This is a genomic window from Stutzerimonas kunmingensis (assembly GCF_032106285.1).
Taxonomy (GTDB): Bacteria; Pseudomonadota; Gammaproteobacteria; order Pseudomonadales; family Pseudomonadaceae; genus Stutzerimonas; species Stutzerimonas kunmingensis_B.
Genome location: NZ_DAMCPO010000021.1, coordinates 24,605 through 43,902, shown reverse-complemented (window position 1 = coordinate 43,902; position 19,298 = coordinate 24,605). Strand labels below are relative to the sequence as shown.

Below are 19,298 nucleotides of genomic sequence, written 5' to 3'. Positions count from 1 at the left end.
CAATGGCCGACTGCCTGCAGCGACCGGACGCACAATCAAACCAACAGCGCCACCAGTCCCTGCATGACCGCCCAGGCCGCGACACCGGCGAGGATATCGTCGAGCATAATCCCCACCCCGCCATGGATATGCCGATCGACCCAGCTGATCGGCCAGGGTTTGGCGATATCCATCACGCGGAACACCACGAAGCCGAGCAGCATCCAGTACCAGCCTTCCGGCACCAGCCAGAAAGTGATCCAGATACCGACGAACTCGTCCCAGACGATCCCTTCGTGGTCATGCACGCCGAGTTCGCGCGCCACCTTGCCACACAGCCAGACGCCGAACAGCATGGTCAGGCCGAGCATCAGCAGATAACCCCACCCCGGCAGCAGTTGCCACAGCGGCACGAACGGCAGTGCTACCAGTGAACCCCAGGTACCCGGCGCCTTGGGCATCAGCCCGGAACCGAAGCCGAACGCCAGGTTGTGCCAGGGGTCGGACCAAACCAGGGTTTGCGGCTTGGCCGCGACTGGTGAGGATTCAGTCAAAACAGCGTTCCTTTCTCGGATCGGAGGTAAGCGATCGCATCGCAGCACTTACGCATTGAAATGGTTGTAACCACGTTCGGACACAGCGACTTCATTGCCCGCAGCATCGATCAGCTGCACACCCTCCCCTGCCAACACCCGGCCGATGACCTGTACCGGCCAGCCGGCGGCCTGCAGTGATACGAGCTCAGCAGCCGGCAGGGTGAACGCCAGCAGGTAGTCGTCGCCGCCGGCCAGCGCGCAACGCAGCGCTTCGGCGTCGCCGGCGAAGCGCCGCAAAGGTTCGGACAGCGGCAGGCGATCACGCACGATCTGCAAGGCCACGCCCGAAGCCTTGGCGATATGCCCACAATCGGCCAGCAGACCGTCGGAGATATCCAGCGCCGCCGTGGCCTTGCCTCGCAGCGCTTCACCCAGGGCCAGCTGCGGTTGCGGCGACCAGTAGCGTGCCAGCAGGTGTTCGGCGACGTCCGCATCGGCCTCGGCCTGGCGCAGCACCAGCGGCAGGGCACCAGCCGCCTCACCGAGCACACCGCCGACACAGAGCAGATCACCGACCTGCGCGCCAGACCGAACCAGCGCCTGACCGGACGGCACCCGGCCGAACACGGTGACGGTCAGGCTCAGCGGGCCGCGGGTAGTGTCGCCACCAATCAAACGCAGGCTGCAATCAAGCGCCATCGAATCCAGGCCACGGGCAAGTTCCGCCAGCCAGAGTGGATCGCCAGCAGGCAAGGTCAGGGCGAGAGTGAAACCGATGGGCGTGGCGCCCATCGCGGCGAGATCACTGGCCGCCACGGCCAACGCGCGCTGGCCGAGCAGGAAGGGATCGCAGGGATCGGGGAAATGCACCCCGGCGACCAGGGTATCGGTGGAAACCGCCAGCTGTGCGCCGACCGGAAGCTGCAGCAGGGCACAATCATCGCCGATGCCGAGAACGACATCGCCGCCAGCCCTGGCACAAGCGGCGGCGGCGAAGTAGTGACGGATCAGCTCGAACTCACCCAGCAAGGCGAGCAGCCCTCAGCGCTTGTGATTGCGCACTTCGGCGCTGCGCAGCGTGGGGGCCAGCTTGTCCAGCACGCCGTTGACGAACTTGTGCCCGTCGGTGGCGCCATAGACCTTGGCCAGCTCGATGCCTTCGTTGATGACCACGCGGTAAGGCACGTCGATGCGCTGCATCAGCTCGTAGGTGGACAGCCGCAGAATCGCCAGCTCCACCGGATCGAGCTCGTCCAGCGGACGGTCGAGATTCGGCGCGATGGCACCGTCGACTTCGCTCTTGCTGCGTGCGACACCGGTCAACAGCTCGTGGAAGTAGCTGCCGTCCACCCCGGAGAAATCGTTGTCGACGCGGAACTGCGCCTCGATTTCGTTGAGGCTCTGACCGGCCATGTGCCACTGATAAAGCGCCTGCATCGCCAGGCTGCGGGCAACCCGGCGCGTGGCGATCTTGCCCTTGGCCTTGGGCTGGGGAGCGTCCTGGCTATCGTCGTGATTCAGGCTCACTTCGCCTCCAGCTGCGACAGCAGGCTCACCATTTCCAGTGCGGAAAGTGCAGCTTCAGCGCCCTTGTTGCCGGCCTTGGTGCCGGAGCGCTCGATGGCCTGTTCGATGGAATCGACGGTCAGTACGCCGAAGGCGACCGGCACACCGAATTCCATGGAAACCTGGGCCAGGCCCTTGGTGCACTCACCGGCAACGTATTCGAAATGCGGCGTACCGCCACGAATGACCGCGCCGAGGGCGACGATGGCGTCGTATTCACCCTGCTGGGCGACCTTCTGCGCAACCAGCGGAATCTCGAAGGCACCCGGTGCGCGGATGATGGTGATGTCGTTCTCGCTGACGCCGTGGCGAACCAGCGCATCGACCGCGCCGCTGACCAGGCTCTCGACGACGAAGCTGTTGAAGCGGCCTACGACCAGGGCGTATTTGCCCTGCGGGGCGATGAAGGTTCCTTCGATGGTCTTCAGGGGCATGGGTGCTTTCTCATCTCTTTAAAGAACGAAGGCGCCGCGGACTGCGCGGCGCCTCTGATTATTCGGCCGGGAGGTATTCTACAACTTCCAGATCGAAGCCGGATATCGCGTTGAACTTCATCGGCGCGCTCATCAGGCGCATCTTGCGTACACCAAGATCACGCAGGATCTGCGAACCGGCACCGACGGTGCTGTAGGTCGCCGGGGTCGGCGGCTGCTGGCGGGTCAGCTGCGCCAGCAACTGCGGGCCGGTCAGCGGATTACCGAGCAGCAGCACCACGCCCTTGCCGGCGTTGGCCACCTCGCTCATCGCCGCGCGCAGGCTCCAGCGGCCGGGCACGGTGACCAGCAGCAGATCACGCAGCGGCTCCATGTTATGCACGCGCACCAGCGTCGGCTCTTCCGGACAGATTTCGCCGCGAGTCAGCGCCATGTGCACGGTGTCCTCGACGCCGTCGCGATAGGTAACCAGGTTGAACTGGCCCAGCTCGGTTTCCAGCGGCTGCTCGGAAACCCGCTCGACTGTGCGCTCGTGGATCATGCGGTAGTGGATCAGGTCGGCGATGGTGCCGATCTTCAGCCCGTGCTGCTCGGCGAACAGCTCAAGCTCCGGGCGGCGCGCCATGGTGCCGTCGTCGTTCATGATCTCGCAGATCACGCCGGATGGTTCGAAGCCCGCCATGCGCGCCAGATCACATGCCGCCTCGGTGTGACCGGCACGCGCCAGTACGCCGCCCGGTTGCGCCATCAACGGGAAGATGTGACCCGGGCTGACGATGTCCTCGGCTTTCGCTGCTCGCGCTACAGCTGCCTGCACGGTCCTCGCGCGGTCGGCCGCGGAAATGCCGGTGGTCACGCCTTCAGCCGCCTCGATGGAAACGGTGAACTTGGTGCCGAAACCGGAACCATTGCGCGGCGCCATCAGCGGCAGTTTGAGCAGCTCGCAGCGCTCGCGGGTCATCGGCATGCAGATCAGGCCGCGGGCGAAGCGCGCCATGAAGTTGATGTGCTCGGCGGTGACGCATTCGGAGGCGACGATGATGTCACCCTCGTTCTCGCGGTCCTCGTCATCCATGAGGATGACCATCTTGCCGGCGCGGATGTCTTCGATCAGTTCTTCAGCGGTATTGAGCGCCATGGGGCGTCTCCTCAATTCTTCAGGTAGCCGTGCTCGGCGAGAAAACCTTCGGTGAGCCCCGAGGCCTTGGGTTCGGCGGCCTTGTCGCCCATCATCAGGCGCTCCAGGTAACGCGCCAGCAGGTCGACTTCCAGGTTCACCTGCCGCCCGGGGCGGTAGTCGGCCATGATGGTTTCGCCGAGGGTGTGCGGCACGATGGTCAGCTCGAATTCGGCGCCATTGACCGCATTGACCGTGAGGCTGGTGCCATCGACGGTGATCGAGCCCTTGAGCGCGATGTACTTGGCCAGCTCGCGTGGCGCGCGGATGCGGAACTGTACGGCGCGGGCGTTATCTTCACGCGCCACGACCTCGCCGACGCCGTCGACGTGACCGCTGACCAGATGGCCACCAAGGCGGCTGGTAGGCGTCAGGGCCTTTTCCAGATTGACCCGACTGCCGGCCTTGAGGTCGATAAAGGCGGTGCGCGCCAGGGTTTCGCGGCTGACGTCGGCCCAGAAGCCGTTGCCCGGCAGCTCCACCGCCGTCAGGCAGACGCCGTTGACCGCGATGCTGTCGCCCAGTTTGACGTCGCCCAGATCCAGCTTGCCGGTTTCGACCAGCACGCGGACGTCGCCGCCTTTGGGCGTGAGCGCACGGATGCTGCCGATGGCTTCGATTATTCCGGTGAACATGTGGCCTCCCGAGGAAGGCGGGTAAAACGCTGCATACGACGAACTCCTGTTTTTGAAAAACAGGGCGCTACGGATCGATAGGGATGCATGACGGGCGCACGGACGGCGTCCATCGGGATATCCCGCTCTCTCTCATCCGGACTATACCGTCGGCCCCGGAATCACACCGGGTCTGCTGACCTTGCCTGGGCAAGCGCTCGCGGGCTAGGCCGTGGCCATTACCGCCGGTGGGGAATCGCACCCCGCCCTGAGAACGTTGGGCCGCTCGCGGCCCGGCAGCGTTTTTAACACAAATAGCGGCGCGGGGCAGCCCGATATCGCCCGATAGCAGCTATGAGGGTGCAAGACGTAGGCTATCGGCGGACGCAGCCGACACGGGTTGCCGATCAGTTGGCCGGGCGCGCCACGAACTTCCAGTCGTCGCCCACCGCCCGGATGTCGACGATCTTCAGCTCGCGCGCCTCGCTCATGCGCTCAAGCGGTAGCTCCAGCAACGGCCGCGCCGAGGAGCCGAGAAACTTGGCGGCCATGAATATCTGGTATTCGTCGATCAAACCAAGACCGGCGAAGGCGCCGACCAGCCGCGGGCCGGCTTCGACCAGCACCTCGTTGGCACCACGCGCGCCCAGCTCACGCAACAATGCAGTTAGATCGACCCGCTCCTGGCCCAACACCAGCAACTCATGCCCCGCAGCAGCGAACGCACCCTCATGGCCAGCGACAGTGGTGGCGACCAGCGCCGGACCTGCCTGAAAGAACGGCGCATCCAGCGGCACGCGCAGCTGCCCATCGACCAGCACCCGCAGCGGCTGACGCTGCATCGCCAGCGCGGTGGTTTCCGCGTCCAGCCCCAGCTCGGCGCCACGCACGGTCAGCCGCGCGGCGTCCATCAGCACCGTATCGGCGCCGGTCAGTACCACGCTGGAACGGGCGCGCAGGCGCTGCACCTCGGCGCGCGCGGCCGGGCCGGTGATCCACTGGCTCTCGCCGCTGGCCATCGCGGTGCGCCCGTCCAGGCTCATCGCCAGCTTGGCACGAACGAACGGCAGGCCGCTTTCCATACGTTTGATAAAGCCGCAGTTGAGCTCGCGCGCCTCGGCTTCCAGCACGCCGCTGGCGACCTCGATGCCGGCGCTGCGCAGCAGCGCCAGACCGTTCCCGGCGACCTGCGGATTGGGGTCCTGCACGGCCGCCACCACGCGTCCAACGCCAGCCCTGACCAGCGCTTCGGCACAGGGCGGCGTACGCCCGTAATGGCTGCAGGGTTCGAGGGTGACGTACGCGGTGGCACCGCGGGCGCGCTCGCCGGCCTGGCGCAGCGCATGGACCTCGGCATGCGGCTCGCCGGCACGTAGGTGCCAGCCCTCACCGACCAGCTCGCCATCAGCGACGATGACGCAACCGACCCGAGGGTTCGGATGGGTCGAATACAGCCCCTTGCGCGCCAGCTGCAGCGCGCGGGCCATCCAAGCGTGATCGGTAGTCATTCGGGCTTCGCGGGCTCGCGGGACAGCCGCTCGATCTCCTCGCGGAATTCGTTGAGGTCCTGGAAGCGGCGGTAGACCGAGGCAAAGCGGATATAGGCGACCTCGTCGAGCTTCTGCAGCTCGGCCATCACCAGCTCGCCGAGCACCCGCGACTTGATTTCGCGCTCGCCGGTGGCGCGCAGCTGATGCTTGATATGAGCGATGGCCGCTTCGAGACGCTCGACGCTGACCGGACGCTTTTCCAGCGCACGCTGCATGCCGGCGCGCAGTTTCTGCTCGTCGAACGGCTGGCGGCTGCCGTCGGACTTGATCAGGCGCGGCATCACCAGCTCGGCGGTTTCGAAGGTGGTGAAACGCTCGCCACAGGCCAGACACTCGCGGCGACGGCGCACCTGATCGCCCTCGGCAACCAGGCGGGAGTCGATGACCTTGGTATCGTTGGCGGCACAGAAGGGACAATGCATGGGGCTGAAATCGGTCGTACGTCGGGACGGCCATGGTAGCGCATCCGACCCGCAAGACAAGGCGACGGCTTTGCTGCTATACAACCCGCAATCATCGTTCAGGAGGCTGTCCGTGCCGCCACGTTTTTTCGTTCTCCCTGCCTTCCTGACCTTGCTCGCCGGCTGCAGCAGCCAACCCAGCGAGCCGCCGACCGCGCCGGTCGAGCTGAGCACTGCCCCGCACTCCAAATTGCTCAACGAACTGAGCGGCAGCCTGATCGGCGCACCGGCGGGCAGCGACGTCGAACTCGCCTTGCTGGAAGTCGATCGCCGCGACCAGCCGGACCGCCTGCTGAGCAACGTGCAGCTCAAGGGCCGCGGCAGCGAATTGCCATTCATCCTGCAGTTCAACCCGGACACTTTCCGTCCGGGCCAGCGCGTGGAGCTGCGCGGCCGTGTCACGCGAGCGGGACAGCTGATCATGCGCCTGCCATCGCGCAGCATTGCCAGCCCCGCCAGCCAGGCGCTCGGCCCGCTGCAGCTGGTCCCGGCGCCGTGACGGCACCGGCACCCTTACAAGCGGCATTGAACGATCTGCTGGGCGACGCACGCCTGGTTGCCGAGCCGCTGCCGGGCACCGATCTGCGACTCTGGCTGATCGACGCCGCCAACATGGATCGCGCCTTCAGCCCCGAGGAAACCCGCCGAATTCTCGAAGACCCGCCGTACTGGAGCTTCTGCTGGGCCAGCGGCCTCGTGCTGGCGCGCTGGCTGGCCGAAAACCCCGAGTGGGTGCGCGGTAAGCGCGTGCTGGATTTCGGCGCGGGCTCGGGCGTCGCCGCCATCGCCGCGGCCAAGGCGGGCGCTGCCGAAGTGGTGGCCTGCGACCTGGACCCGCTGGCACTCGCCGCCTGCCAGGCCAACGCCGCGCTGAATGAGGTCGAGCTACGCTATTCGCAGGACTTCTTCGGCGAGGCGGATCGCTACGACCTGATCATCGTCGCCGATGTGCTCTACGACCGCGCCAATCTGCCGCTGCTGGATCACTTCCTCAGTCGTGGACGCGAAGCGCTAGTGGCCGACTCCCGCGTGCGCGATTTCGCCCACCCGCTGTACCGGCGCCTGGACGTGCTGGATGCCTGCACCTGGCCGGATCTGGCAGAGCCTGCGGAGTTCAGGCACGTGAGCCTCTATCACGCTGCAAGGAGCTGAAGAGTCTGAGCCAGGGTGAAAAACCGCGAAGCGCTTTCCACCAATCTGTGCCGCTGCGACTAGGGACCCGCCATGATCGACGACACCCTGCGCCTGTTCTTTGCCCTGCCCTGCCCGCCCGAGCAGGCGGCTGCGATCTGCGCGTGGCGGGACGACCAGGCGATCGATGGCCGAGCGGTGCCGCGCGACAACCTGCACCTGACCCTGGCCTTTCTTGGCGCACAACCGAGAGAACACCTCGACGCGCTGCTGCAGATGGCTGCGACCGTGCACGCCGAAGCTTTCAGCCTGTCTCTCGACCGCCTGAGCACCATTGGCAAAGGTTTCATCTGCCTGCAGCTCGCCAGTACACCGCCCGCGCTGCTGCAGCTGGTCGAAGCACTGAGCGAACGGCTGGCAGCGCTTGGCGTCGTGCTCGACTGCCGGCCATTCCTACCGCACCTGACGCTGAGCCGCCAGGCCCGGAGCCGAGCGCAGCAATCGGCGCCAGACTTCACCTGGCACGTCGATCGCTTCGTGCTCTACCGTTCAGTCAATACGGCGGACGGCGTGCGCTACGACGAGCTGGGCAGCTGGCCACTTCTGCCATAACAACCCTTCAAGGCCGCCATGGCGCAGTCTCTCAACGCGGCACTTCGATCAGAAAACGAAACAGCGGGCCGTGCTGTTCCACTGCCAGGCAGTTGTAGCCCTTGGCCTTGGCGTCCTCGGGGATGCCATGCACCGACTGCGAACAATCGGTTACCACCTCGAGCAGCTGCCCCGGCTGCATGGTTTCCAGGGTTTCCAGCGTAGCGATGGCGTTGTACGGGCAATGCTCGCCACGCAGATCAAGCGAGAGATTCGGTTTGGCCTGGCTCACGGGCAGGGCTCCTTTTCGATTGGAAACGACGTGCATTGAGGTGCACCAGTAACATGGCGACGGCCAGGCCGGCGAAGGTCAGCAGCAAGCCACTGGCCGGGCCAAAGCTCTCCAGCAGATTGATCTTCGGATAGGGCAGTGCCAGCGAGGTGCCGAGTTCGTCCCAGTAGACCGCCACCAGAGTACCGCCGATAACGTTACCGACGCCGACCACCCAGAAATGCACCTGCCCTTCCATGGCGCGATACATCCAGCCGGTTTCGCAGCCGCCGGCAACGACGATACCGATACCAAACAGCACGCCACCGATGATTGCGTTCGGCCCCATCCAGAAAATCTTCGGGCTTGCCCCTAGCGCGATGGCACCGAAAGTACCGACGCAGGCCACAGCCATGCCCAGCAGGATGCCGTAGGCAGCGCGGGTTCGGCCGGTGGTCCAGAGGTCGCGCGCGGCACTGGTAAAGCAGATCTGTGCTCGCTCGATCAGCCCGCCGAACAGGAGTCCGAACAGCACCGCCACGCCCAGCACCAGCGAGGCATCGAAACGCCAGGCAGCGAAGGCGACCGCAAGAACCGCGACCGCCGTGCCGATCCGGGCCTGCACCGCGGCCCGCCGCCGCGTGCCTTCCGCATCGCCGAACAGCGAACTGGCCTGGCTGCCGACCTTCAGCGGCGTGCGCAACCAGGGCAACAGGCAGATCTTCACGCCAATCCAGGCTCCACCCACGGTGGCCAACATGAACGCCCAGGCGTGCAGCGAGAACATCGGAATGCCGGTGAAGAAAGCCGCCAGGTTGCAACCCATTGCCAGGCGCGCGCCGAAGCCGGCGACTACCCCACCGATCAGCCCCTGCAACAAGCGGCGCTTGCTGGTCGGCCAGCGCAGGCTGACGTTGTTTGCCCACAACGCCGCACACAATGCGCCAAGCAACATGCCGATGATCATCACGCCGTCGATGCGATCAAACGGCGTGCCGGCAAGGCCGATCAGCTTGAAGTAGCTCCACTCCTCGGGTGCGTAGCCGAACCAGGAAATGACGTGCCCACCCCAGCGAGTGAACTCGCCGGTGACGGCCCAGAAGGTGCCAGTGATGGCGAAGTAGTAAGCGGAAGCGACGCCCAGCGCGACAAGCGCGGGCAGCGGCGACCAGAAGCGCACGAGGTAGCGCTCCCGGAAGTCGGAGAGAACGGACATGTGAAGCTCCTTATGACGCGCGACTGCAAACGCCGCACCGGTCTAGGAAAAGGGTTGCGCCACGATGAGCCGGCAAAGAGCCGTGCCATCCGACGGGCGCAACCATAGACCAATGACCGCGGGCATGCGAGCCCTTGCTTCCCGTGGCGGGCGCCCCCACATACCATGCACGCCTTTCCTGTCATTCGTGCCCACGAGAATCCCGATGAGCCAGACGCCCTATATCTTCGATGTCACCACCGCCAGCTTCGAACAGCTGGTGCTCGAGAACTCGTTTCACAAGCCGGTACTGGTCGACTTCTGGGCCGAATGGTGCGCGCCGTGCAAGGCTCTGATGCCGCTACTGGCGAAGATCGCCGAGGAGTATCAGGGTGAGCTGCTGCTGGCCAAGGTCAACTGTGACATCGAGCAGGAAGTCGTCGCCCGTTTCGGCATCCGCAGCCTGCCGACCGTGGTGTTGTTCAAGGATGGTCAGCCAGTGGACGGTTTCGCCGGTGCGCAGCCCGAATCGGCGATTCGCGCGATGCTCGAGCCCCACGTGCAGGCTCCGGCGACGCCGCAGGGCAACCTGCTGGAAAGCGCGCAGGCCGCCTTCGCCGAAGGCCGTTTCGCCGAGGCCGAGGCGCAGCTGCAGCAGCTGCTGAGTGAAGACAACGAGAACGCTGCCGGGCTGATTCTTTATGCCCGCTGCTTGGCCGAGCGCGGAGAACTGGGCGAAGCGGAAACGGTGCTCAACGCGGTAAAAGGCGATGAGCACAAGCAGGCTCTGGCCGGCGCCCGTGCTCAGCTGACGTTTCTGCGCCAGGCCAACGACCTGCCGGAAGTCGCCAACCTGAAGAGTCGCCTGGCGCAGAATGGCGAGGACGATGAAGCGGCGTATCAGCTGGCCATCCAGCAACTGGCTCGCCAGCAATACGAGGCGGCGCTCGACGGCCTGCTCAAGCTGTTCGTGCGAAACCGCGGGTACGCCGATGGGCAGCCGCACAAGACGCTGCTACAGGTTTTCGATCTGCTGGGTAATGACCACCCGCTGGTGACGCTGTACCGCCGCAAGCTTTATCAGGCGATCTACTGATCGCGGGCAAACCTCCGGCGCGCCATCAGGAAGGCGCGCCGACCCAGTGATAGCAAGCCGAGTCGGCGCCGTGCTCGACCTTCACCTCGTCACAGTGACGCAAGCGCACCAGCAGCCGCTTGGCCAGCAGCGCATTGCCGGCGAGCGCTTCCAGTTCGGCGAGCAATTCCGGGCCGTCCAGTTTGCCGGCGCAGCGCAGTCGCTCCCGCGCGCTGTGCCACAGGGCATCGCCAGGTGGCGTCGCAGGCGCCGGGACGCCGCCCGCCGCAGCCTCATCGGTGCCGACGCTACGGGTCAGGTTCATCCAGTCCTGGGCGTCCAGCTCGATTTCCAGATCGACCGGCCAATCTCCTATGCGTCCGCGGATTCGAATCATGCTGTCCCTCCAGAGCTATGCGTTCATCCTCACATGAAGGCAGCGGACTGGCCAGCCGCACGGCAAAGTTGTTATAACGTAACGAACCCCTTTCGATGGAGCCGACCATGCGCCACCTACTTTTTGCCGTGCCTATGCTTCTGCTGCCCCTGAGCTACAGCCAAGCACATGAAGACGATCATCACCATGAACACGAAGGCGCCACCAGCCTGGGTGCGCATGAGCATGGCGCGGCGCGCCTGAATGCGGCACTGGATGGCAATCAGCTGGAGCTGGAGCTGATCAGCCCGGCGATGAACCTGCTCGGTTTCGAGCACGCTGCTGCCAGCGCAGCAGATGAGGCGAAGATCGCCAGCGTACGCTCGCAACTGGAACAACCTCTGGCCCTGTTCGGCCTCCCGGCGGCGGCAGGTTGCAGCGTCAGTGAGCAGCAGTTTGCCGGCGAACTGCTCGGCTCGGCCCATGCGGGCTATCAGCGCGGCGATGATCATGAACACAAGCAGGAGGATAAGCACGACCACGACGACCACGAAGCCGGTGGCCACAGCGATATCGAAGCGCACTACCAACTCGCCTGCAGCAACCCAGAGGCGCTGCGCGCACTGGATCTCACACGGCTGTTCGAAAGCTTTCCCGGCACGGAAAAGATTCAGGTACAACTGATCGGCCCGAGCGGCCAGCAGGGCACGGAACTGACTCCGGCCCGCGCGCAGTTGCCCTTCTGAACCAGCACTGGACCCCGATGAGCGCTCCAATCCTCGCAATCGACAACCTCGGCTTCGCCTGGCCCCGCCAGGCCGAGCTGCTGGACATTCCCACGTTTCGCCTCGAACGCGGCGAAAGCCTGTTTCTCAAGGGCCCGTCGGGCAGCGGCAAGACCACCCTGCTCGGCCTGATCGGCGGTGTGCAAAAGGCCGGCCGCGGCAGTATCCGCCTGCTCGACCGCGACCTCGGCAGCCTGTCGGCCGGTGCCCGTGACCGCTTCCGCGTCGATCACACCGGCTACATCTTCCAGCAGTTCAACCTGCTGCCTTTTCTTTCGGTACGCGAGAACGTCGGCCTGCCCTGCCATTTTTCGCCGCTGCGTGCCGAACGTGCGCGCAAGCGCCACAGCAGTACGGATGCCGCGGCGGCGAGCCTGCTGGAGCATCTGGGACTGCCCCCGGGGATGTTCGAGCGTCGTGCCGATGCGCTCTCCATCGGCCAGCAGCAACGCGTCGCCGCTGCCCGCGCACTGATCGGCCAGCCGGAGCTGGTCATCGCCGACGAGCCGACCTCGGCGCTGGATGCGGATAGCCGCGAAGTCTTTCTGCAGCTGCTGTTCTCCGAGTGCCGCGCAGCCGGCGCGAGCCTGCTGTTCGTCAGCCATGACCAGAGCCTGGCGCCACTGTTCGACCGCAACTTGTCGCTGGCCGAGCTCAATCGCGCGACGCGCGCAGTGGAGTGCTGAGCGATGTATCTCCTGCGTCTGGCCCTGGCGAGCCTGAACAATCGGCGCTTCACCGCCCTGCTGACCGTGTTCGCCATCGCCCTCTCGGTGTGCCTGCTGCTCGCCGTCGAACGGGTGCGCAACGAAACCCGCGCCAGCTTCGCCAGCACCATTAGCGGCACCGATCTGGTGGTCGGTGCGCGCTCCGGCTCGGTCAATCTGTTGCTGTACTCGGTCTTCCGCATCGGCAATGCGACCAACAACATCCGTTGGGACAGCTACCAGCGCTTCGCCGAACACCCGCGGGTCGCTTGGGCGATTCCGATTTCCCTGGGCGACTCCCATCGTGGCTATCGCGTAATGGGCACCAACACGGCCTATTTCGAGCATTACCGCTACGGCCGCAAACAGCCGCTGCAACTGGCCGAAGGCCGCGCCTTCGAAAGCGACCCGTTCGAGGTCGTGCTTGGCGCGGAAGTGGCGAGTGCACTGGGCTACAAACTCGACGACAGCATCGTCCTCGCCCATGGCGTAGCGCGTGTCAGCCTTGTACAGCACGATGACAAACCGTTCCGCGTGGTCGGCGTGCTGCAGCGCACCGGCACGCCGGTCGACCGTACCCTGCACATCAGCCTGGCCGGCATGGAAGCGCTGCATGTCGACTGGCAGAACGGCATGCCAGCCCGCGGCGCCGCGCGTATCGACGCCGAGCAAGCGCGGGCACTCGATCTCCAGCCGCAGCAGATCACTGCGGTCCTGCTCGGTCTGAACAGCAAGGTCGCCACCTTCACCCTGCAACGGGAAATCAACCAGTACCGCAGCGAGCCGCTGCTGGCGATCCTGCCCGGCGTCGCCCTTCAGGAGCTCTGGAGCCTGATGGGCACGGCCGAGAAGGCGCTGTTCGTGGTCTCGCTGTTCGTCGTGCTGACCGGCCTGATCGGCATGCTCACGGCGATCCTCACCAGCCTCAACGAGCGACGCCGGGAGATGGCGATCCTGCGCTCGGTGGGTGCTCGCCCCTGGCATATCGCCGCGCTGTTGATCATCGAGGCGTTCGGCCTCGCCCTCGCGGGCACGCTGCTGGGGCTGGCGCTGCTGTATATCGGCATCGCCATCGCGCAGTCGCCGCTGCAGAGCCTCTACGGCCTTTATCTGCCGCTGGCCTGGCCGAGCGCCTATGAGTGGGGACTGCTCGGCGCTATCCTGCTGGCGGCACTGCTGATGGGCAGCGTGCCGGCCTGGCGGGCCTATCGCCAATCGCTGGCCGATGGCCTGTCGATTCGACTGTGAGGAACCCGATGTCGCGCCTGCTGCTTGCTCTGCTACTGGCCTGTGCGGTCTCTGCGCATGCCGATGACGTCCGCGATCTACAGTGGTCGGAGCTGATTCCCGAGGGCGCGCCGCCACCACCGCCGCCAATGGCCATGCATGACATGTCGCAGCTGGCCGATGCGCTGGCTGCCGAGGCCGGGCCGGCTGCCGCACAACAGTCGCCGGCCGCGCCAGTGGTCGAAGCGCTCGATGGGCAGATGGTGAAGTTGCCGGGGTATATCGTGCCGCTGGACATGACCGAGGAAGGGCGCGTCATCGAATTCCTGCTGGTGCCCTACTTCGGCGCCTGCATTCACGTGCCCCCGCCGCCATCCAACCAGATCGTGCATGCCACCAGCGAGCTGGGCGTGCGGGTGGAAGCGCTATATGAACCGTTCTGGATCGAGGGACCGCTGAGGGTGGAACACGCCAGCAGCGAGCTGGCAGAGGCTGGTTATCGCATGCAGGCACAGAAAATCTATCCCTACGAATTGCAGTAATCGCCATCCGGCAACGCGGTGGCGATTACGCTTCTGCCAGCGGTCAGTGCGCGCTGGCGATCTGCTTCTCACGCTCGAAACTGAGTTCACCTTCCGCCCACTCGCGCCATTCGCGCACGCGACGACGTTCGGCGCCGGCCCGCTCGGCCTGCTTCAACGCGTCAAGCCCGGCCTGCCAACGAGCCTGTTCCAGCTCGAGCTGCGCCACATTCATCCAGAACTTCGCGCTGCCGGTCTGAGTCGCCAGCTGGCGATAGATCTTCGCGGCCTCGGTGCGCTCGCGGGCCTGCCACCAGAGCATGCCCATGCGCTCCTGGCGACTGGCATTGCTCGGCAGCAAGCGTGACGCCAGCATCCCTTCGAGCAGTTTGGCGCCTTGCCATGGCTGCCCAGCGGCACTAGCGAGAGCGACTAGGTTGTCCAGCTCCGCCTCACTGAAGCGCAAGCCCTTCGCGTGCGCAGTGCGCAGCGTCGCCAGCGCGCGATCTTCAGCGCCCGCCATCTGCTGCAGACCGGCCAGCTGCCGCCAGGCCTTGACCTGATCGGAGTGGCGCAGCAGCAGCTTTTGTTGCCAGCGTTCGGAAGCCTGATAGCGCTTCAGCTCGGCGTTGCCGGCAACCAGGAACTGCAGCCAGGTATCACCCGCCTTCGGGTTCGCCTGCACATAACGCTCGGCCAGCGGCAGCGCCTTGGCATGCTGACCGAGGCCCTGGTAAGCCTGCACCAGCATCTGCAGCACTTCTTCGTTGCCCTGATTGGCCGATCCCAGCAGGCTGACCACCTTGGCGTAGCGACCCTCGACCAGGTTCAGCCGCGCAAGGTTCATCCGCTCGCCGGCCAGCAGCTCTTCGTCCAGCTTGCCGCTGGCCACTGCCTTGTCCAGCCATTCCAGCGCCTGGCGATTATTGCCTTCGGCCCAGGCCAGATAGCCGCGACTGCGCCAGAGCAACGCCTCTTCACCGCTACCGGCCTTGGCGCTGACGCCCTCCAGCGCCTTACGCGCAGTGGCATAGTCGCCCTTGCTCTGCGCGGTCTGCGCTCGCTCGAGCGCCATGAACACCGCGGGGTCGATGGCCTGGGCGGCCTGGGCCGAAGCGGAGAGAAAAAGCGACAGCACGAGCAGCAAACGCAGCATCTCAGCGTTCTCCTTGCAGGCGGAAGTGCAGGGTTTTCACGGCTTCACGGGATACCGGCGCACCATTTTCGGTACGCGGCGCGAAACGCCAGCGGGCCGCCGCGCGCCGGGCCTCGCGGTCGAACACGTTACGAGGCGAGGCTTCCAGCACGCGGATGTTCTCCACCCGTCCCTGCGGGTTGATGGTGAACGCCAGTTTGATATGCCCTTCGATGCCCTGTTGCCGCGCACGGTAGGGATACTCCGGACGTACATCATTGAGCGGCATCACTTCCTGCTCCGGGCCGCCGGGCTTGCCCGCCGCTTCGACTGCCGCACTGGCCGGCGCTGGCGCCGCGGCCGGGGCACTCTGTGCCGCCGTCAGGCCGGACAGACTGGGTGCCGGAGCGGTGGCGACCGATACGCCTGCATCGATGTTCGGCAGGTCGAGGTCGAGCTTGGGCAGATTGGCGTCTGGGGTCGCCATGTTCGGCGTCGGTGGCGTCGGCGGTTGTGGCGTCTTCGGCTGCGGTGGCTGTGGCGCCTGCTGACGTGAGCGCGTGGCGGTGTCCTCGTTGCGCCCATCCATGCGCACGAAATTGGCAATCGCCAATGGATCTTCCTCAATCTTGCTGCGCGGGGGATTGACCATGCTCAGCATCAGGGCGAACAGCAGCAACGCCACCACACAGGCGGCGATGAAGGCCAGACTGAAACGGACCAGCCGCGGTTGCATCAGCGCGACCCCGTGCTGGCGGCCAGCGCAACGTCTTGCACGCCGGCCTGACGCGCCTGGTCCATGACCTGCACCACCAGGCCGGTGCGCGCATCCTGGTCAGCCTGGACGACCACCGCGCCCTCCGGCTGATCGACGCGCAGCCGCTCGACATGCGCCCGCACACTGCGTACGTCGACCACCTGCTTGTCGATCCAGACCTGGCCATCGGCCGTGACGGCGATGAGAATATTGCCCTTGTCCTGGGTGCTGGCGGTGTCCGCCTGCGGGCGCTGGACTTCGACACCGGATTCCTTGATGAAGGAGCTGGTGACGATGAAGAAGATCAGCATGATGAAGACCACATCGAGCATCGGCGTGAGATCGATGCCGGTATCTTCTTCCTGCTGGTAATGATGACGGCGCATACGCATCCCGCTAATCCTCAGTCGTGACGCAGCTGGTCAGCCAGCCGGTCGAGAGACTGGCGCGCGATTCGCTCTAGGCGCGCCAGACTGAACAATCCTGTGATGGCCAGCACCATGCCGGCCATGGTCGGCAGGGTCGCCTGCCAGACACCCGCGGCCATGCCGCGTGGGTTGCCGGAGCCACTGAGCGCCAGCACGTCGAAAACCGCGATCATGCCGCTGACCGTACCGAGCAAGCCAAGCAGCGGATACATCGCCACCAGGGTCTTGCTCAGCCGTAGCGGTCCGGACAACTGCTGCTGAGCCTGCGCCAGCCAGGCCGAACGCACCGCACGCTGCCAGCTACCAGGCTCATCGGCCATCTGCGCCCAGGCCTGCCGACGCGATTCGACCCAGTGCGGGAAGACCCGCCGCATGAACCAGAGGCGCTCGAAGACCAGTGTCCAATACAGCACGCACAGGCCGGCCAGCGCCCACATCACCACGCCGCCGGCAGCCATGAAATCGAGCAGCGCGTGACCGCTGTCGATCAGACCCAGCCAGTGAGCGCGCAGATCAGTCACGGCGTGGCGCCCCCGACAGGTGCAGCGCGATGAGGCCGGCGCTCTGCTGCTCCAGCAACTGGATCAGCGCCTTGCTACGGCTGGCCAGCAGGCTGTGCAGGAACAGCAGCGGAATCGCCACCACCAGGCCCAGCACCGTGGTTACCAGCGCCTGGGAGATGCCGTCGGCCATCAGCCGCGAGTCGCCGCCACCGCTCTGGGTGATGGCCTGGAAAGTGATGATCATGCCGGTCACGGTACCCAGCAGGCCGAGCAGCGGAGCAACGGCCGCCAGCAGCTTGAGCAGCGGCTGACCGCGCTCCAGCGGCGGGGTCTCCTGGAGGATCGCCTCGTCCAGCTTGAGCTCCAGCGTCTCAAGATCGGACAACTGGGGCTTCGGCCCCAGCACGCCGATGATGCGGCCGAGCGGATTGTCGTCGCGCGGCTGGTTCAGCTCGCGCATCTGGCTGCCCACCTTGCGACCGACGCCACCCAGATACACCATGCGCCAGATCGCCAGCAGCAGGCCGACGGCACCGAGCACCAGAATGACGCCACCGACCAGACCGCCTTGCTTGACGCGATCCCACAGGTCCGGCTGGCGTTGCAGCTGGGCGATCAGCGTGCCGCGGCTCGGATCCACCGGCAATGTAGCCAGCGCATCGGAGCTGCTCAGATAGTCTTCGATCAAACCCTGACCGGACGGCTGGCGTGTCGGTACCAGCAGCTCGCCGGCATCGGCGTCGTAGCCCAGGAAGGCCTCGTCGGTGAATGCGGAGAAGCTGCCGACCCGCAGTACCGGCTGCTCGCTGCGCGCGCCATCGGTGCCCACCACCGGCAGCTGTACGCGCTCGACGCGGCCGCTGGCCGCCAGGTCTTCCAGCAGGGTCATCCAGAACGCATCGAGGTCATCGGCCGACGGCAGCGCGCGGCTTTCCGCCAGGCTGCGCAGCTGGGTCAGGCGCTCGGGATACTGGGCGTTGAGCAGACTGTCCTGCCACTGGCCAGCGATGTCACCTGCACTCTGGCGCACGACGCCGAACAGCTCACCCAGATGACCAACACGCTGCGCCAGGAGTTTTTCCTGCTCGGCCAGCTCGGCCTCCTGGCGATCGAAGTCGGCCTTCAGGCGTTCGGCCTCGGCCTTCTGCTCGGCCAGTGCGGCACGGGCACGGGAAAGCAGTTGCTGCTGCTCGCCACGATCACGAACGAAGGCCTGCTCGCGGGCCTGCATGGCGCTGACCTCGGCGGCACGGTCGCTGCGAATGCGCTCGAGCAGCTGGTCGGGACTGAGCGGTTCTGCCGAATGAGCCGTGAGGGGCAACAGCGCGACAAGAAGGAGGGAAAACAGACGGCTCATTGCGCGGCCTCCTCGGCCAGGGTCTTCACGGGCAATTGCAGGTAGGCCGGAGCCTGTTGCTGACGGGCGATGGCGATGGCCTGCGTAAGCGGTCGGCGGGCGCTGCCGTCGAGCACTTCCCAGGCGCGAGTCTGCGGATTCCACCAGCCGCTCTCGTGAGCATCGAGAGTCTGGTAATAGAGCATCACTCGACCGAGCCGCAGGAATTCGACGCTGCGTGACTCCGCGTCGCCCGGCAGCTCGCCACGCCAGGCTTCCAGCGTGCGGCCGTAATCGCTTTCGATCTGATAGGCCTCGAGGATGCGCCGGTACTTTTCCGCCAGGCTGACGTCGGCGCGTGGCAGTAGGTCCTGCAGGCCGGCCAGACGGTCGGCACGCTCATCGGGGAGGAACGGCAGATCGGCTGCGATGAATTCCCCCAGCACCTCGACCATACGGCTCATCTGCGGCGTAACGGCTTCCTGGGTGCGCTCGATGCTGTCCAGCTGGCGCTGAAAGCCCACAAGTTCCTTGCTCTGCGCTGCGGTCAGCTCCTGCAACTGCTTGTTGTAGGCCTTCAGCGCTTCGGTCTGCTGCAAAGCACTGCGGTACTCGTTGAGCATCTCGCGAGTGGCGTCGTCGAGCTGGTCGATCCGCGCTTGCGAGGCCTTCGCCTCCGCAGACAAGCGCTCACTCTCATCCAGCGCAGCATCCAGCGGTGCCGCGGACAGCGACCCGGCATAAAGCTGAAAACAGCACGGCAGCACGGCAACCGCCAGCAGGCGGGGAAAGAAGGAAGGCATTGAAGGGTCCTTGCAGACGGTCGTTAACTCAAAAGAGAAACATTATCATCTGTGAGTTGACGCAAAGCAACCCGGGCGTTTCGTCGCAGTCGAGGCGGCGTTTTTCATTGAGCTGGATCAAAAAGCCCCAGCGCTCAGCA

25 protein-coding genes and 1 riboswitch are annotated in these 19,298 nt (G+C 65.5%); of the genes, 8 read left to right on the top strand and 17 right to left on the bottom strand.

Translation table 11 applies throughout. From position 1 onward, the window contains the following. Window positions 1-35: 35 nt before the first annotated feature. The 8 genes from RT582_RS16495 to nrdR form a co-directional block, all read right to left on the bottom strand. The gene (locus RT582_RS16495) at window positions 36-533 is read right to left on the bottom strand and encodes a phosphatidylglycerophosphatase A family protein (protein ID WP_023444676.1); all 498 of its coding nucleotides are present in this window, start codon (window positions 531-533) and stop codon (window positions 36-38) included. A gap of 48 nt (window positions 534-581) precedes the next feature. Further along, the gene (thiL, locus tag RT582_RS16490) at window positions 582-1,544 is read right to left on the bottom strand and encodes a thiamine-phosphate kinase (protein ID WP_044316040.1); all 963 of its coding nucleotides are present in this window, start codon (window positions 1,542-1,544) and stop codon (window positions 582-584) included. Window positions 1,545-1,556: 12 nt separating this feature from the next. Next, a complete protein-coding gene (nusB, locus tag RT582_RS16485) occupies window positions 1,557-2,042 on the bottom strand; it encodes a transcription antitermination factor NusB (protein WP_003281759.1) in 486 nt (161 codons plus the stop codon). After that, window positions 2,039-2,515 carry a 6,7-dimethyl-8-ribityllumazine synthase gene (gene ribH, locus RT582_RS16480; protein WP_003289143.1) on the bottom strand — a complete coding sequence of 159 codons (477 nt, stop codon included), beginning with the start codon at window positions 2,513-2,515 and terminating at the stop codon, window positions 2,039-2,041. The genes nusB and ribH overlap by 4 nt, the downstream gene beginning before the upstream one ends. Window positions 2,516-2,573: 58 nt before the next feature. Beyond that, a complete protein-coding gene (gene ribBA / locus RT582_RS16475) occupies window positions 2,574-3,653 on the bottom strand; it encodes a bifunctional 3,4-dihydroxy-2-butanone-4-phosphate synthase/GTP cyclohydrolase II (protein ID WP_313478545.1) in 1,080 nt (359 codons plus the stop codon). 11 nt (window positions 3,654-3,664) lie between these two features. Next, window positions 3,665-4,327 (bottom strand): riboflavin synthase, encoded by a 663-nt coding sequence (locus RT582_RS16470; protein WP_014821569.1) that lies wholly within the window; start codon window positions 4,325-4,327, stop codon window positions 3,665-3,667. Window positions 4,328-4,447: 120 nt separating this feature from the next. Then, window positions 4,448-4,586: riboswitch (FMN riboswitch) on the bottom strand. Between the two features lie 127 nt (window positions 4,587-4,713). Beyond that, window positions 4,714-5,814, bottom strand: a complete 1,101-nt coding sequence (ribD, locus tag RT582_RS16465; protein WP_313478541.1) for a bifunctional diaminohydroxyphosphoribosylaminopyrimidine deaminase/5-amino-6-(5-phosphoribosylamino)uracil reductase RibD — start codon at window positions 5,812-5,814, stop codon at window positions 4,714-4,716. Continuing rightward, entirely contained in the window at window positions 5,811-6,278 is a 468-nt protein-coding gene (gene nrdR, locus RT582_RS16460) for a transcriptional regulator NrdR (RefSeq protein ID WP_003281766.1), read from the bottom strand. Before nrdR ends, ribD begins: the two co-directional genes overlap by 4 nt. A gap of 112 nt (window positions 6,279-6,390) precedes the next feature. Between nrdR and RT582_RS16455 the strand changes: the two genes are divergently transcribed. The 3 genes from RT582_RS16455 (at window position 6,391) to thpR (ending at window position 8,060) form a co-directional block, all read left to right on the top strand. Then, window positions 6,391-6,816: a YbaY family lipoprotein gene (locus RT582_RS16455; RefSeq protein ID WP_023444679.1), complete on the top strand. Its 426-nt coding sequence runs from the start codon at window positions 6,391-6,393 to the stop codon at window positions 6,814-6,816. After that, on the top strand, window positions 6,813-7,469 hold the full coding sequence (locus tag RT582_RS16450; protein WP_125862591.1) for a class I SAM-dependent methyltransferase: 657 nt from the start codon (window positions 6,813-6,815) through the stop codon (window positions 7,467-7,469). The genes RT582_RS16455 and RT582_RS16450 overlap by 4 nt, the downstream gene beginning before the upstream one ends. Before the next feature lie 72 nt (window positions 7,470-7,541). Next, complete coding sequence (gene thpR / locus RT582_RS16445) at window positions 7,542-8,060, top strand: RNA 2',3'-cyclic phosphodiesterase (RefSeq protein ID WP_125877771.1); 519 nt, start codon at window positions 7,542-7,544, stop codon at window positions 8,058-8,060. A gap of 31 nt (window positions 8,061-8,091) precedes the next feature. Here the strand turns inward: thpR and yedF are convergent, their stop codons facing one another. Both yedF and yedE read right to left on the bottom strand, forming a co-directional pair. Next, entirely contained in the window at window positions 8,092-8,331 is a 240-nt protein-coding gene (gene yedF, locus RT582_RS16440) for a sulfurtransferase-like selenium metabolism protein YedF (protein ID WP_023444682.1), read from the bottom strand. Beyond that, complete coding sequence (gene yedE / locus RT582_RS16435) at window positions 8,300-9,526, bottom strand: selenium metabolism membrane protein YedE/FdhT (RefSeq protein WP_313478534.1); 1,227 nt, start codon at window positions 9,524-9,526, stop codon at window positions 8,300-8,302. The genes yedF and yedE overlap by 32 nt, the downstream gene beginning before the upstream one ends. Before the next feature lie 205 nt (window positions 9,527-9,731). Here yedE and trxA point away from each other — a divergent pair, with 205 nt between their 5' ends. After that, complete coding sequence (gene trxA / locus RT582_RS16430; protein ID WP_313478532.1) at window positions 9,732-10,601, top strand: thioredoxin; 870 nt, start codon at window positions 9,732-9,734, stop codon at window positions 10,599-10,601. 25 nt (window positions 10,602-10,626) lie between these two features. On the opposite strand, the gene RT582_RS16425 is transcribed toward trxA, so the two are convergent. After that, window positions 10,627-10,977: a hypothetical protein gene (locus RT582_RS16425; RefSeq protein ID WP_014821577.1), complete on the bottom strand. Its 351-nt coding sequence runs from the start codon at window positions 10,975-10,977 to the stop codon at window positions 10,627-10,629. 95 nt (window positions 10,978-11,072) lie between these two features. Between RT582_RS16425 and RT582_RS16420 the strand changes: the two genes are divergently transcribed. Genes RT582_RS16420 through RT582_RS16405 form a run of 4 tightly spaced genes read left to right on the top strand, consistent with a single transcriptional unit; the run spans window position 11,073 to window position 14,217 of the window. Further along, entirely contained in the window at window positions 11,073-11,702 is a 630-nt protein-coding gene (locus tag RT582_RS16420) for a DUF2796 domain-containing protein (RefSeq protein WP_313478531.1), read from the top strand. A gap of 17 nt (window positions 11,703-11,719) precedes the next feature. Continuing rightward, a complete protein-coding gene (locus RT582_RS16415; protein ID WP_313478529.1) occupies window positions 11,720-12,427 on the top strand; it encodes an ABC transporter ATP-binding protein in 708 nt (235 codons plus the stop codon). A gap of 3 nt (window positions 12,428-12,430) precedes the next feature. After that, window positions 12,431-13,696 (top strand): ABC transporter permease, encoded by a 1,266-nt coding sequence (locus RT582_RS16410; protein ID WP_278378408.1) that lies wholly within the window; start codon window positions 12,431-12,433, stop codon window positions 13,694-13,696. A gap of 8 nt (window positions 13,697-13,704) precedes the next feature. Then, entirely contained in the window at window positions 13,705-14,217 is a 513-nt protein-coding gene (locus tag RT582_RS16405) for a DUF3299 domain-containing protein (protein WP_014821581.1), read from the top strand. A gap of 43 nt (window positions 14,218-14,260) precedes the next feature. Here RT582_RS16405 and RT582_RS16400 read toward each other — a convergent pair whose 3' ends face one another. From RT582_RS16400 to RT582_RS16375, 6 genes are read right to left on the bottom strand one after another with little or no spacing between them, the layout of a single operon-like run. Then, the gene (locus tag RT582_RS16400; RefSeq protein ID WP_313478526.1) at window positions 14,261-15,352 is read right to left on the bottom strand and encodes a tetratricopeptide repeat protein; all 1,092 of its coding nucleotides are present in this window, start codon (window positions 15,350-15,352) and stop codon (window positions 14,261-14,263) included. A 1-nt stretch (window position 15,353) separates the two neighbouring features. Continuing rightward, the gene (locus RT582_RS16395) at window positions 15,354-16,067 is read right to left on the bottom strand and encodes an energy transducer TonB (RefSeq protein ID WP_014821583.1); all 714 of its coding nucleotides are present in this window, start codon (window positions 16,065-16,067) and stop codon (window positions 15,354-15,356) included. Further along, entirely contained in the window at window positions 16,067-16,480 is a 414-nt protein-coding gene (locus RT582_RS16390) for an ExbD/TolR family protein (RefSeq protein ID WP_023444691.1), read from the bottom strand. Before RT582_RS16390 ends, RT582_RS16395 begins: the two co-directional genes overlap by 1 nt. An 11-nt stretch (window positions 16,481-16,491) precedes the next feature. Next, the gene (locus RT582_RS16385) at window positions 16,492-17,037 is read right to left on the bottom strand and encodes a MotA/TolQ/ExbB proton channel family protein (RefSeq protein ID WP_014821584.1); all 546 of its coding nucleotides are present in this window, start codon (window positions 17,035-17,037) and stop codon (window positions 16,492-16,494) included. Continuing rightward, window positions 17,030-18,376: a MotA/TolQ/ExbB proton channel family protein gene (locus RT582_RS16380; protein ID WP_313478522.1), complete on the bottom strand. Its 1,347-nt coding sequence runs from the start codon at window positions 18,374-18,376 to the stop codon at window positions 17,030-17,032. The genes RT582_RS16385 and RT582_RS16380 overlap by 8 nt, the downstream gene beginning before the upstream one ends. Next, window positions 18,373-19,158, bottom strand: coding sequence for a DUF3450 domain-containing protein (locus RT582_RS16375; protein WP_104097996.1), 786 nt, complete (start codon window positions 19,156-19,158; stop codon window positions 18,373-18,375). The genes RT582_RS16380 and RT582_RS16375 overlap by 4 nt, the downstream gene beginning before the upstream one ends. Window positions 19,159-19,298 lie beyond the last annotated feature (140 nt).

What these genes read in the sequence shown, in the direction of transcription:
- ribH (WP_003289143.1), bottom strand. Translation starts at nt 2,515, where the DNA reads ATGCCCCTGAAGACCATCGAAGGAACCTTCATCGCCCCGCAGGGCAAA.
- ribBA (WP_313478545.1), bottom strand. Translation starts at nt 3,653, where the DNA reads ATGGCGCTCAATACCGCTGAAGAACTGATCGAAGACATCCGCGCCGGC.
- RT582_RS16470 (WP_014821569.1), bottom strand. Translation starts at nt 4,327, where the DNA reads ATGTTCACCGGAATAATCGAAGCCATCGGCAGCATCCGTGCGCTCACG.
- ribD (WP_313478541.1), bottom strand. Translation starts at nt 5,814, where the DNA reads ATGACTACCGATCACGCTTGGATGGCCCGCGCGCTGCAGCTGGCGCGC.
- nrdR (WP_003281766.1), bottom strand. Translation starts at nt 6,278, where the DNA reads ATGCATTGTCCCTTCTGTGCCGCCAACGATACCAAGGTCATCGACTCC.
- thpR (WP_125877771.1), top strand. Translation starts at nt 7,542, where the DNA reads ATGATCGACGACACCCTGCGCCTGTTCTTTGCCCTGCCCTGCCCGCCC.
- yedE (WP_313478534.1), bottom strand. Translation starts at nt 9,526, where the DNA reads ATGTCCGTTCTCTCCGACTTCCGGGAGCGCTACCTCGTGCGCTTCTGG.
- trxA (WP_313478532.1), top strand. Translation starts at nt 9,732, where the DNA reads ATGAGCCAGACGCCCTATATCTTCGATGTCACCACCGCCAGCTTCGAA.
- RT582_RS16425 (WP_014821577.1), bottom strand. Translation starts at nt 10,977, where the DNA reads ATGATTCGAATCCGCGGACGCATAGGAGATTGGCCGGTCGATCTGGAA.
- RT582_RS16420 (WP_313478531.1), top strand. Translation starts at nt 11,073, where the DNA reads ATGGAGCCGACCATGCGCCACCTACTTTTTGCCGTGCCTATGCTTCTG.
- RT582_RS16415 (WP_313478529.1), top strand. Translation starts at nt 11,720, where the DNA reads ATGAGCGCTCCAATCCTCGCAATCGACAACCTCGGCTTCGCCTGGCCC.
- RT582_RS16410 (WP_278378408.1), top strand. Translation starts at nt 12,431, where the DNA reads ATGTATCTCCTGCGTCTGGCCCTGGCGAGCCTGAACAATCGGCGCTTC.
- RT582_RS16405 (WP_014821581.1), top strand. Translation starts at nt 13,705, where the DNA reads ATGTCGCGCCTGCTGCTTGCTCTGCTACTGGCCTGTGCGGTCTCTGCG.
- RT582_RS16400 (WP_313478526.1), bottom strand. Translation starts at nt 15,352, where the DNA reads ATGCTGCGTTTGCTGCTCGTGCTGTCGCTTTTTCTCTCCGCTTCGGCC.
- RT582_RS16395 (WP_014821583.1), bottom strand. Translation starts at nt 16,067, where the DNA reads ATGCAACCGCGGCTGGTCCGTTTCAGTCTGGCCTTCATCGCCGCCTGT.
- RT582_RS16390 (WP_023444691.1), bottom strand. Translation starts at nt 16,480, where the DNA reads ATGCGTATGCGCCGTCATCATTACCAGCAGGAAGAAGATACCGGCATC.
- RT582_RS16380 (WP_313478522.1), bottom strand. Translation starts at nt 18,376, where the DNA reads ATGAGCCGTCTGTTTTCCCTCCTTCTTGTCGCGCTGTTGCCCCTCACG.
- RT582_RS16375 (WP_104097996.1), bottom strand. Translation starts at nt 19,158, where the DNA reads ATGCCTTCCTTCTTTCCCCGCCTGCTGGCGGTTGCCGTGCTGCCGTGC.